Origin of the sequence: Desulfobotulus pelophilus, assembly GCF_026155325.1 — a bacterium.
Classification (GTDB): Bacteria; Desulfobacterota; Desulfobacteria; order Desulfobacterales; family ASO4-4; genus Desulfobotulus; species Desulfobotulus pelophilus.
In genome coordinates this window covers 233,434-245,943 of record NZ_JAPFPW010000001.1, presented here as the reverse complement: position 1 = coordinate 245,943, position 12,510 = coordinate 233,434, and the positions used below count along the sequence as shown (strand labels likewise).

Below are 12,510 nucleotides of genomic sequence, written 5' to 3'. Positions count from 1 at the left end.
CCTTAAGCAAAACTATACGGGTTTACCTTCTCAATGCTTTGTGATTTCCGTAATAACATAATCCGTGGCAGAAAGCTGTTTGAGTTTAAACGCCACCTTATCGCCAACCTTAAGGCCTTTGGCCAGATCCGGACTTTCCAGAGCCAGCGCCATGGTCATGGCTGGCCAGTTCAGCTCCCGGATGGGCTCATGCTTCAGGGTAATACTCTTTCCCCCAGGATTCAGGGCTGTCACAAGGCCCATGGCCGTAACAACTTTACCCTCAGGGGTTTCTGCGGCCCCATGATTATGGTCCCCATGGCTGTGGCTGCTGGCCATGGGAGCCGTGCAGAGCACAAAGGGAAATATCAGGGCGAGAATAGGGATAAGAACCACTTTTTTCATGCTGCACTCCTTTTCTGGTTTTACGTTTTAAGGCTTACTCTTGGGCAAACCCTCTGTGAACGTATATTTTTTCCACAAGAAAAAAGCCGACGGCAGAACCACCAGGGTCAAAAGCGTGGCACTGACCATGCCGCCCACCATGGGCGCTGCAATGCGACGCATCACCTCAGCTCCGGTTCCCGTACTGAACATAATAGGCAAAAGAGCAATGATAATGGTGGCAACTGTCATGATTTTGGGCCTTACCCGCATAAGAGAACCCTCTTTCACAGCCTCCATCAGTTCCGCAACATGGACGCCCCTCTTCTCCTGAAAAGCCTTTTCCTCACACCTGCGGAGGGCCTGATCCAGGTAAACCAGCATCACCACACCGGTCTCTGCGGCCACACCAGCCAGGGCAATGAAGCCCACCCCCACAGCGATGGAGAGATTATAATCCAGAAAATAAAGAAGCCAGAATCCCCCCACCAGAGACAGAGGCAGTGTCGCCATAATAAGCAGAGCTTCGCCAACCCGACCAAAACTCAAATATAAAAAGAGCAGAATGATGGCCAGGGTAAGGGGAATAACAAGCTTGAGGCGGGCATTGGCCCGCTCCATATACTCATACTGACCAGACCAGCTGATGGAATAACCCGATGGAAGCTCCACATAACGCGCCACCGCATCCCTGGCCTCACTGACATAGGAACCCAGATCCCTGCCCTGAATATCCACATAGACCCAGCCGCTGAGCCGGGCATTTTCGCTGCGGATCATGGGAGGCCCATCGGTGATTTTCACCTCCGCCACCTGCTCCAGACTGACCCATACCCCGCTTGGAGTTGCCAGGGGAAGTTGCTGAAGTTTTTCCAGAGAATCCCGCACATCCCTCGGGTAGCGCAGATTGATGGGATAGCGCTCCAGTCCCTCCACAGTGGTGCTGATATTCATGCCGCCCACTGCCATACGGATCACCCCATGAATATCCGCCACATTCAGCCCATAACGCGCCGCAGCAGGCCGATCTATTTCTATCTCAATGTAACGACCGCCCGTAACCCTCTCCGAATACACGGAAGTGGTTCCCGGAACTCCGCGGATCACGTCCTCAATCTGACTTCCGATTTTCTGAATCACCCCAAGATCCGTTCCCGCCACCTTGATCCCCACAGGGGTCCGGATACCTGTCGCCAGCATATCAATGCGGGTTCGGATGGGCATGACCCAGGCATTGGTGACACCGGGAAGCTGCACAAGGCTGTCCAGCTCCTGAATAAGCTTTGCTGTAGTCATACCGGGCCGCCATTCTTCGCGGGGTTTCAACTGTATGGTGGTTTCCAGCATGGTCAGGGGAGCCGGGTCTGTAGCGGTTTCGGCCCGCCCTGCTTTGCCGAAAACGCTTTTCACCTCAGGCAGGGTTTTAATGAGCCTGTCCGTCTGCTGCAGAAGCTCACTGGCCTTTCCCACGGAAATCCCCGGCAGGGTAGTGGGCATGTACATGAGATCCCCCTCATCCAGAGTGGGCATGAATTCCGAACCCAGACGCAGTACAGGGTAAACCATGCTGAGGCTGACCACCAGTGTCAGCACCAGAACCGTAGCAGGATAATCCAAAGAGATACGGATCACCGGTCGATAAATCCCAATGAGCATACGATTCAAGGGGTTTTTCTGCTCCGGCATGATATTACCGCGAATAAAATACCCCATCAGTACAGGTACCAATGTAATGGCCAAGCCTGCGGATACCGCCATGGCATAGGTCTTGGTAAAGGCCAGAGGAGCAAAAAGACGGCCTTCCTGGGCTTCCAGTGTGAACACAGGCAGAAAACTGATGGTGATAATCAAAAGGGCAAAAAAGATGGGCGGTCCCACTTCCTCGGAAGCTTCCCGGATCAAAGTCCAGTGTTCCCGGACCTCCCCTTCTTTCTGGTGTTCCATATGTTTGTGCACATTTTCTATCATGACAATGGCGGCATCCACCATGGCGCCAATGGCAATGGCAATCCCACCGAGGGACATAATGTTGGCATTGATTCCCTGAAGCTTCATGATGGCAAAGGCACCGAGAACGCCCAAAGGCAGGCTGATGGCAATGACCAGGGAAGATCGGAAATGAAAGAGAAAAAGCATGCAGACCAGCACAACAACAAGCAGTTCCTTGATCAGGGTATCCCGAAGATTTTCCACAGCCCTGTCAATGATACTGGACCGGTCATAGGTCGTGACAATTTCCACACCCGCAGGCAGGCCTGGACGGAGCTGATCCAGCTTTTCCTTCACCCGTTCAATCACGACCCGGGCGTTTTCTCCGGAACGCATCACCACAATACCCCCCACCACCTCGCCTTCGCCATTGAGCTCGGCAATTCCCCGACGCATCTGCGGTCCTGTGGTAACTTCCGCCACATCCCCCAGCAGAAGCGGGGTGCCTCCGGGGCTTAGAATCAGAGGAACCTGCCGCAGATCCTCCAGGCTCTGGATATATCCCCTGGCGCGGATCATATACTCCGCCTCAGCCATCTCAATGGCAGAGCCACCGCTCTCCAGATTTGCGGCCCTCACTGCATCGGCAACCTGTGCCGGGGTCAGACCATAGGACCGCAGACGATGGGGATCCATAACAATCTGATACTGGCGTACCATGCCACCGATGGTGGCCACTTCGGAAACCCCTTCCACGGTCTGCAGTTCATATTTTAGAAACCAGTCCTGAAGGCTGCGCAACTGGGCAAGGTCGTGTCTGCCGCTGCGGTCTGTCAGGGCATACTGGAAAACCCAGCCCACCCCAGTGGCATCGGGTCCTAAAGAAGGCCTTGCCCCTTCGGGCAGATTGCCCGCAACCTGGCTGAGGTATTCCAGCACCCTTGCCCTTGCCCAGTACAAATCCGTTCCATCCTCAAAAATCACATAAATATAGGAGTCTCCGAACATGGAGTATCCCCGTACCGCCGTTGCCTTTGGCACAGCCAAAAGAGCACTGGAAAGGGGATAGGTTACCTGCTGCTCCACCACCTGAGGGGCCTGACCGGGATAGCTTGTTTTGATAATAACCTGCACATCGGAAAGATCCGGTATGGCATCCATGGGAGTTTTATAAAGGGAATACATCCCCCAGACTGCCAGAAAGAGGCTGGCAAGGAGAACCAGCAGACGGTTACGAAGCGACCATCGGATTATGGCGTTAATCACGGGGCCACCTCCAGACTTCGCAGATCCACAATGCGGAAAGTCACTTCATCCACCTGCTCCAAAGCAAATTCAATCTCCATACCTTCATGGATATCCGCAGGAAGCTCAAACCCTTCTTTAAGGTCCAGATCCATAGCCATGGCGGGCCAGCCCAACTCCACAATGGGTTGATGGCTGACATGGATGGATCCCGGACTGGCGCCAGCACCCTTGTAAACGCCCCTGGCCCACACCGCCTCACCCGATGCGGGCGGCGAATCCTCCAAGGGTTGCATACGCAGAAAAGAGCCCCGGAGGCTGCTTTCCGAATCTATCAGGAACTGGCCTGAAACCACCACCTTCTCGCCAAGGGAAAGACCGGCAAGAATCTCCACCTCATCATCTGTTATCAGGCCGGTCTCCACCTCAAGGGCTTCAAAGCGCCCCTCTCCACGATCCACAATCACCCGCTGGCTGTTGCCACTTCGGATCAGGCTGGCCGAAGGAATCAGGAGAATATCCTCCCGGGGTTCTCCCAGAATACGCGCCCGGGTAAACATGCCTGGCTTCAGCCGACCATCGGGATTGGGGAAAGTCAAACGCACCCGCAAAGCCCGCGTCCTGGGATCCAGAGCCGGATAGATGAAAGCCACCTCTCCTTCAAGGCTGCCCCCATGCACAGGGTGCATGTCCAGAAGTGCTTTCTGCCCCCTTGCAATCTGAGCCGCCTGATGTTCAAAAACCTCCACCTGTATCCAGATTCTCGAAAGATCGGCCAGGGTCATGATGTCCATGGCCGGGGTCACAAACATACCCTCACGGATACCAAGCTCGCTTATCACCCCATCCTGACGGGCAAACACCGGAATCAGGGTGCGTACCCTGCGATCTTTTTCCAGAGCTTCAAGGGTAGGCCTGCCCATCCCCAGGGCTAGCAGACGCTCGCGGGCCGCCTGCCGTACTGCGGGCTGACCGATGTTCAGAATCCGCAGATATTCTTCCTGGGCATTCACCAGTTGGGGCGAATAGAACTCAAAGAGCAGCGCCCCCTTTTTCACCCCTTCCCCTGCCGTGCGTACGACAAGGCGCTCCACCCAGCCTTCGGTACGCACATGCACATGGGAAAGCAGATTTTCATCATAGTCCACATAACCCACGGCCTCCACAAGGGGAGAGAGGGTTCCCCTGCGAACATGCGCCGTGCGAACCCCAAGGTTCTGCCGGGTTTCAGGAGCAATCCGGACTCCGGATGCAGAGGCATCCCCTGCGGCATCGGCGTAGATCGGAATATAATCCATTCCCATCTCATCCTTACGCGGGGTTTCCGATGTCACCTGGGGGTTATGGGGATGACGATAGTAAAGGATAACGCGTTCTTCTGAGCCCAAAACGGATTCTCCATGGATGCTGTGATCCTCCTCCCCGTAGGGCCACAGGAAAAAGGCCCCTGTGAGAAAAACACCGATGATAAAGGCAAAAGCCAGCTTGAACAGGGATGAAAATTTCATGGTTTATTTCTCCGTATAATAGAGGAGTTCCGCCTGCACACTGGCCTGCTCCGTTAAAAGACGCAGATAGGAAAGTTCATTTTCAAAGGCCGCCACAGACGAGCGCAGCCAGCCCGCATACTCTCCAACCCTGTGCTGATAACCCGAAGCGGCAAGCTCACTGACCATGTGACTCTGGGGTAAAATCCGGGTCTGGTACAGATCCATGCGTTGCCCCAGTCTTTCCCAGCGTACATACCCTGCTTCCACCTCCCCTTCCATCTGGCGCAGGCGCTCCAGCCGGTCATAGCCTGTGGCGCGCACCTGGTGCCGGGCAGCAGCGGCGTTGCGTTGTTGCCTCCCGGAGGGCGCAAGGGGAATTTCGATGGAAAACATGAGGTTGAATTTCTGCTGGTCCTCATCCGTTCGGGTATACAGGCCATCCACCATGAAACCCGTATAATACTGTTCCGCCAGTCTCACCTCCATTTCACCTGCCTGAATGCTCGCCTGATCCACCGCCAGAAGCGGATGCTCCGGAAGTGCCGCCTTCAAAGCTTCAAGGGGAGGAAGGGAGGGCAACGGGGGGCTTTTTTCATCCAGCTGAAGGGTTTCCGGAATGCTGCCGATCCAGCGGGCCAGCCTCGCCCGGGCCGCCTCTTCATCGCCAAGGCTGCGGGCCAGACGATCCTTCTCCTTATCTTCCTCAAGCTCCAGCATGACAAGCTGCTGCTGGCTCACCCTGCCCACGGCATATTGCTGAGCCGCCGCTCCTGCCAGCTCCGAAAGAAGACTGAGGTGATGGCGTACAATCTTTAAGGCCTGTTGCTGGTACCAGAGATCGAGATAAGCCATGCGCACATTTCTCTTTAATTGCCGATCCCAGACTTCAGCCTGCCTTTCCTGGGCAGAAGCCAGCACGCCAAACTGATCCTGTTTAAGACGCAAACGGCTACTGCGGGGAATTTCCTGCCTCACTCCCAACATGTATTCCTCCATGCTTTCCGCCTTTTCATACCCCAAAAGCAGACGGGGATCCGGAAGCCGGGAAGCCACGGCACCACGCTCATGAAGACTTGCAGCCCTGGCCTTAAAGCTTTCCTGGGTGGTATCCCGTTCAAAAGCGATTTCCAGGGTGCGGGGCAAGGATAAATGCTCAGGTTCCAAAGCCCAAAGGGAAAGGGGTAAAACCACAAAAAAGAGCATGAAGGGAACACACAGCATGGGACGAAAAATGCCCATAGGGTTTTCCTTTCTTCAGACAGGGGTGGGAAAGCAGGAAAGAGAAGAGATCTGAAAAACGTTGCCGCATAAATGCTGTGGGGAGAATCTTTAAAAAAAACCAGGTTCAGAAAAATTAACACACCCAGGAGGCTCGAACAAGTTTTATGTCAACGACCCTGTCCCGCAACCAGACAGAGCCAGGACAAAGCCCAGCCACAGGGAAAGAAATCAGGGTATTTTGGGAGGAAAAACCGTTTCCAGCTCTTCACGGATCCAAGCCATATAAAGATCCGGCCTCCGGCCACAATAAAAGGCTGTCATGGGATGGGATCGAAGGGATTTCACCCGTTCTGCATGAAGATTCAGTACCAGAAGATCGGGCTTATCTGTGGCAAGCTCACCAAAGATACGGCCGTCAGGACCAAGACCCAGGGCAAGACCCGGAAAACTTTTTCCTGCACCATCGGGACCAAGGGGATTTACTGCCAGCACATAGCTTCCCGTATCAAAGGCACGGGCTGAAAGATGGCGCAGCCATGAGGATTTTTTTTCCTGGGGAGTAGTTCTGGGAGAGGCATGGGGAATAAGAAATACATCCACACCCTGACTGGCAAGGTGAGAAAAAAGCTCAGGGAAATGGGCATCATAGCAAAGGGCTATGGCAAAATGCATTCCCTTGAACATAAAAGAGGCGGTCTGATCTCCCGCACAGTATAGAGGTCTCTCCGGCGGACCTAAATGAATTTTCCTGTAAAGGGCAAGCAGTCCTTCAGGCCCCAGTGCAAGCTGGGTTACAAAAAAACGTTTTTCTGACCTTTCCACAAAACCCGCCACCAGCACAAGGTTCCACCGGCTGGCAAGGGGGACCATGATGGAAATGGCCTCTTCAAGACCAAGGGCACATCGCTCAAGATCTTCTTTGCGGGTCGGGTATCCCGTAAGGTTCATTTCGGGCAGAAGAAGGACTTCAACACCGGCCAGAGATGCCCTTTCACAAAAAAACTTTAAAGTAGCAAGGTTGTTTTGAACATCCCCCATAAACTGCGGAGCGAGGGCCAGACCTGTGATGATGCCGTCTTTATCCGGCAGAGAGATTCCGGAATTAATCATGGGTATTATAGGGCAAACTTTGCACGGATTTTAAAAACATGGGTGGCCGGCAGGTTGAGGATCTCCGTAACTCCCGTTTCTTTAGCTATCTCCTCCAGATTATGGGCAATAATCTCCCGTGAAGGCTCGATAAAGGTAAACCACACATTCCAGTCATTTTCCCGGATATAATTATGGGTGACACCGGGGTAAGAATTCACTGTCTCCGTAAAGGCTTCCAGCTTATCCTCCGGCACCTTTGCGGCACAAAGGGTGGAAAAATACCCAAGATTCTCAGGCCCAAAATTGCCCCCTATTCGACGGATAATACCGGACTCTTTGAGCTTCTTCAATCGCTCCAGCACCTCGGTCTCGCCCATATCCAGCATTTCTCCAATGGCACCATAGGGCCTGGAACAAATGGGAAAACCTGACTGTATACTGTTCAAAAGCTTTTTATCCAGATCATCCATGATTTAAAGTCCCCTTTCCTGCTGGGGCATCAGCATGATTCTCACCTCGCGCCTCCGGGGTCCGTCAAATTCCCACAGATAAATGGCCTGCCAGCGACCTAAATCCAGACGGCCATCCCGCACAGGCACCAGCTCCGAAGCGCCGATCAATGAGGCCTTCATATGAGCATCGGAATTCCCTTCCATGTGCCTGTAATCCGGATCCACCGGCACCAATCTGGAAAGCGTACGGATCATGTCTTCCTGCACATCCGGGTCGGCATTCTCATTCAGAGTGATGGCCGCTGTGGTATGGGGAACAAAAATATGGCAAAGACCTGTCACCATACCCGATGCGGCCACAACTTCCTGCACCCGTGCCGTAATGTCCACGAGTTCTTTACGCGTGGATGTCTGAACTTTCATATGCATAGACTTTCTCCCATAAAGTACACGGATGCAATCATACGGCATCTTTCTGATAAAAGAAAAGGTCCTGCCATGGCAGGACCTTTTCTTTTCAGCAAAAAATACAGTGTTGCAACGGCAGATATTAAACGCAGCCCGTAGGCTTGGGAAGACCAGCCATTTTACAAGCTCCCTTACCGGGTCCTGAGGGGAAAAGCTCATAGATGTGCTTAAGTTTAAAACCGGTAAGCTTGGAAAGAACACGCACCATGGGAGCAATACCATTCTTCTTGTAATAATCCTGAAGAATATTGATTACATTCCAGTGTTCTTCTGTCAGGGTTTCGATACCTTCTTCTTTCATGCAGAACTCAACCCATTCTTCCGTATAGGTATTGAAGTCCTCAAGAAAGCCATCTTCATCCACAACAAACTTTTTTCCTTTGAATTCTACTTCAGCCATTTTAAAAAGACCTCCTGTAATTAAGATATCATTCTTATGGGGGGGTTCCCGTTATATCCTTAACTTTTTGTTAGCGTATCTACCTAACGAAACAAGCATGCCTTGTCAACAAGCAAGATGTTTTTACATCATTCCTTCTTAGGTGTCAAACTTTTGCGAACACGCTTGCCCATAAACGGGCAGGAATCCCCGGAATAAAGTTGCGGCCGCTCCACCAGAAACCGGGGAACGGTCGCAACTTTCGCATTATACATCTTAGAAGCTGGAGGTATTCCTGAAAATCAGAGAGGATGGTTTCGGAATATTTCCTGTGAAGTTCAGTGTTTCCCAACGAGCTCCCATTTTCAGGCCACATCCCCACTACAAGTTATGGAGTGCCTCAATACTCTTTGGGCATCTGGTTGAGCTGATCCAGAGTGAACACAGGACCGTCCTTGCACACCAGCTCTTTGCCGATGTTGCAGCGACCGCACATGCCAATGCCGCATTTCATACGGTTTTCAAGACTCATGATAATGTGGTCATGCTTGTAGCCCAGTTTGTCCAGCACAGGCATGGTGAACTTGATCATCATGGGAGGACCACAGACAATGGCATAGGTATCATCACTGGCAGGGGGTGCCACCTTTTCCGCAACCGGAGGAATAAAACCCTGATGATATTTCCAGTTAGGATCATCGGTTTTGTCGACTGTAATGTGCATGTTGATCTTACCCTGCGCTTCCCATTCCTTCAGATCATCCATGTAAAGAAGCATACCCGGTGAACGCGCACCATACACCACATCGATCTTGCCGAACTTATCCCGGTTATCCAGCATCATCTTGATGGAAGAACGTAAGGTCGTGAAAGCAAAACCACCCCCCACAATCAGTATGTTCTTCCCCTCAAGGATCTCCCAGGGATACCAGTTGCCCATGGGGCCACGAAGACCCATGATATCGCCCACCTGCATGGAATGCAGATAGCTTGTCACTTTGCCGGTTTTAAACACCGTGAATTTCACAAAACCCTTTTCCGTAGGGCTGGACGCAATGCCGATGGGTATTTCGCCCTGACCCGGAATGGAAAGCTCTGCAAACTGGCCCGCCTTATACGCAAACATCTCCTCATGCTCAGGATTCAGGAAGACGAACTTGAAGGTCTTCAAGCTCTTGTCTTCCGTCTCCACCGTGATGTCGTCTATACGGACGGGATACGGCTCATATGGATTGGGATTTCTCACCTTGTCTTCTCCTTATCCTGCTATTTCCAGTGGGCAGACACAGGGGGCTGCACCGATATGCAGGCACGGGGTAGTGGGCAGGCCAAAAGCCTGCCCTGCCACGTGGCCGGTTTAAAAATCGTTCAGGGTATTGCACACCGTCCGGATGTCAATGTTGGCAGGGCACTGCTCCACGCAGCGACCGCAGCCCACACACATCAGGCCCGCATCGTACTTGTCCACAAAATATTTCAGCTTGTGCATGAAACGCTGGCGGGTACGCTCCCATTCGTGTTCGCGGGGGTTATGGCCCGAGGCATGGTGGGTAAAAAGACCCGTCATGCAGGAATCCCAGTTCCGCACGCGCACACCATCCGTACCCTTCACCTCATCCTGAATGTCAAAGCACCAGCAGGTGGGGCAGGCATAGGTACAGGTACCGCAGTTGATGCAGCCAAAGAGAACATCCTTCCAAAAGGGGGCATCATAAAGATCCATGATGGTCTTGCCAGCAATCTTATTGTAGCTCACCTTCGAAGTGATGGCCGCTTCTGCCTTGGCCTTCAGATCTTCCACGGCTTTGGCCGCATCGGCACCGGCTTCTTCGGCAAAGCCTGCTTCGGAAAGGAATTTTTTCCCCTTATCCGTCAACACCTTGGCGATGAAAGCATCCCCTGCATCCACCAGCAGTACATCAAGGCCTTCTTCGGCAAAGGGACCTGTGCCACAGGAGGTGGAAAAATCTGTTGAAGAAGGCTCATTGATGGCAAGGCCCACAAAGGTGCAGCGCTCATAATTGCGCAGCCAGAAGGGATCTTTGTAATCTTTGTTGTCAAAGTTCATCTTAGTCAGCTGGATGGCTTTGGCATCATAGGGACGGATGCCGATCACAGCCCGTGCGCCCGGTGCGGCGGGCACTTCCTGAAGGATGTGGTGGTTGGCCTTGCTCTCATCCAGGGTATATTCAAACATCACTTCAGACTGGGGAAACACAACCCACTTGGGAGACAGCTTTGTGCTTTTAAATCCCATGTCCGGAAGCTGGCCCGCGGCCAATACCGCGTACTTGTGACTGTCTTTTTCTGGCACAGGTCCGATGAGTTCGTAGGCTTTACGCGCCTTCTCAAGCCCACCGTCCCAGGATGCCTTGGCAATTCGGATATAACTCATAATTTTCCTCCGATAATGCTTGGGGTCGTAAGGGCCTAGCGGATAAAGGCCTCGGGGTCATCGGTTTTAAAGGTGTCCAGCGGCGGCCGCACACCCTCCTTCATACCCGTTTCCCAACCGTAGTTGTCCACACAGTCCTTGATGCTTTTCCGTGTGAAGGCACGCATTTTGATATCCATGGGACAGGCCGCCTCACAGGCACCACAATCCGTACAACGCCCTGCACAATGGTAGGCCCGCAGGAAGTGGTAGGTGCGGATATCAATGGGGTCCGTTCCCTTACCCACCCACTGGGGACGGGATTCATCCACAAAACAGGTGGGACAATAACACAAGGGGCAGGCGTTCTTGCAGGCATAGCAGCGGGTGCAGCCGGAAAGAAGCTCCTCAAAATACCCCCACTTGGCAGCCGCATCCATGGAAGCTATGGCTTCCACGTCCGCAAAGCGATTGTCAGGGGAAAGTTCTTCCACGGGCTCCCCTGCCATCTCGTCAAAAATTACGGGGTTGCGTTTAATGCAGGTGCAGCAGTTGGACTGGAGAACATCTGCCTTGGAAACAGTCTTTTCTCCCGCAGGGCCGCTTACCGTAATCTGATCACCGGCCTCGGCGTAAGCGGTTACCTCACCGCCAACAAGGTCGGAAAGGGCTTTTTTGTCCGCCATGCCCGTGCAGGGAACACCGATGATCACAAGCTGATCCCGCTTGATCTTGTTTTCCACAATGTGGCCCACAATGTTCCGCGCATCACAGCCCTTGGCAATGATACCGATGCGGTCCTTGCGGCCCGTTAAATAATTGCACAGATTGAGACGGCAGGTGGCGTCCCAGATCAGATCCTTTGTATCCGATGCCTTACGAATGATGGTCGGCTCACTCATGACGGGAAGCGTTCCCTTTTTGAAGCCGATCACGACATCGACCTTCTCTGATTCGAGAAGGCCGCGGGCAATCTCTTTAATCCTGTCGATGTTTCCGCTCATTATTCCGCTTCCTTCATGTAACGCTTCACAAAATTAGTATTGGGACCAACGGCCTTTACAGCATCCGTTACTTCCTTGACCACTTCCACAAACTTGGTGGATTCGGCGGAAGAGATCCATGAATAATGGAGACGACCTTTCTCAACACCCATGTGTTCCATCAGGTCGTTGAACAGCTGAAATCTGCGGCGTGCATAGTAATTACCTTCCAGGTAATGGCAGTCACCGGGATGTCAGCCGGATACCCATACGGCATCGGCACCTTCCCTTAATGCGGAAAGGAAAAATTTCGGACTCATACGACCCGTGCAGGGGATGCGGATTACCCGGATGTTGGGGGGATACTGAAACCGGCTTACGCCTGCCAGATCCGCCGCACCGTAGCTGCACCAGTTGCAAAGGAAACTCACAATTTTAGGTTCCCAGCTCATGGCTGTTTCTCCTTATGTATAGAATCCTTTCAGGGCATCCTTAAGAAACCCTGAAAGGAAAA

General features: G+C 52.8%; 12 protein-coding genes. All 12 read right to left on the bottom strand.

Going from position 1 to position 12,510, the window contains the following annotated elements; all coding sequences use genetic code 11:
• Positions 1-30: 30 nt before the first annotated feature.
• The gene (locus OOT00_RS01155; RefSeq protein ID WP_265423455.1) at positions 31-384 is read right to left on the bottom strand and encodes a copper-binding protein; all 354 of its coding nucleotides are present in this window, start codon (positions 382-384) and stop codon (positions 31-33) included.
• 27 nt (positions 385-411) lie between these two features.
• Positions 412-3,558 carry an efflux RND transporter permease subunit gene (locus tag OOT00_RS01150; protein ID WP_265423454.1) on the bottom strand — a complete coding sequence of 1,049 codons (3,147 nt, stop codon included), beginning with the start codon at positions 3,556-3,558 and terminating at the stop codon, positions 412-414.
• Positions 3,555-5,045, bottom strand: coding sequence for an efflux RND transporter periplasmic adaptor subunit (locus OOT00_RS01145; protein WP_265423453.1), 1,491 nt, complete (start codon positions 5,043-5,045; stop codon positions 3,555-3,557). The genes OOT00_RS01150 and OOT00_RS01145 overlap by 4 nt, the downstream gene beginning before the upstream one ends.
• A gap of 3 nt (positions 5,046-5,048) precedes the next feature.
• Entirely contained in the window at positions 5,049-6,266 is a 1,218-nt protein-coding gene (locus OOT00_RS01140; RefSeq protein WP_265423452.1) for a TolC family protein, read from the bottom strand.
• Positions 6,267-6,476: 210 nt separating this feature from the next.
• On the bottom strand, positions 6,477-7,358 hold the full coding sequence (locus OOT00_RS01135; protein WP_265423451.1) for a nitrilase-related carbon-nitrogen hydrolase: 882 nt from the start codon (positions 7,356-7,358) through the stop codon (positions 6,477-6,479).
• Positions 7,359-7,363: 5 nt separating this feature from the next.
• Positions 7,364-7,810, bottom strand: a complete 447-nt coding sequence (gene ahbA, locus OOT00_RS01130) for a siroheme decarboxylase subunit alpha (protein ID WP_265423450.1) — start codon at positions 7,808-7,810, stop codon at positions 7,364-7,366.
• A gap of 3 nt (positions 7,811-7,813) precedes the next feature.
• Complete coding sequence (locus tag OOT00_RS01125) at positions 7,814-8,221, bottom strand: secondary thiamine-phosphate synthase enzyme YjbQ (protein WP_265423449.1); 408 nt, start codon at positions 8,219-8,221, stop codon at positions 7,814-7,816.
• A 121-nt stretch (positions 8,222-8,342) separates the two neighbouring features.
• A complete protein-coding gene (locus tag OOT00_RS01120) occupies positions 8,343-8,660 on the bottom strand; it encodes a TusE/DsrC/DsvC family sulfur relay protein (protein ID WP_265423448.1) in 318 nt (105 codons plus the stop codon).
• A 379-nt stretch (positions 8,661-9,039) separates the two neighbouring features.
• Positions 9,040-9,885: an FAD/NAD(P)-binding protein gene (locus tag OOT00_RS01115; RefSeq protein WP_265423447.1), complete on the bottom strand. Its 846-nt coding sequence runs from the start codon at positions 9,883-9,885 to the stop codon at positions 9,040-9,042.
• Positions 9,886-9,996: 111 nt separating this feature from the next.
• Positions 9,997-11,034 (bottom strand): 4Fe-4S dicluster domain-containing protein, encoded by a 1,038-nt coding sequence (locus OOT00_RS01110; protein ID WP_265423446.1) that lies wholly within the window; start codon positions 11,032-11,034, stop codon positions 9,997-9,999.
• 35 nt (positions 11,035-11,069) lie between these two features.
• Positions 11,070-12,017, bottom strand: a complete 948-nt coding sequence (locus OOT00_RS01105; protein ID WP_265423445.1) for a ferredoxin family protein — start codon at positions 12,015-12,017, stop codon at positions 11,070-11,072.
• Complete coding sequence (locus tag OOT00_RS01100; RefSeq protein ID WP_265423444.1) at positions 12,017-12,448, bottom strand: hydrogenase iron-sulfur subunit; 432 nt, start codon at positions 12,446-12,448, stop codon at positions 12,017-12,019. The genes OOT00_RS01105 and OOT00_RS01100 overlap by 1 nt, the downstream gene beginning before the upstream one ends.
• Between the last annotated feature and the right edge of the window lie 62 nt (positions 12,449-12,510).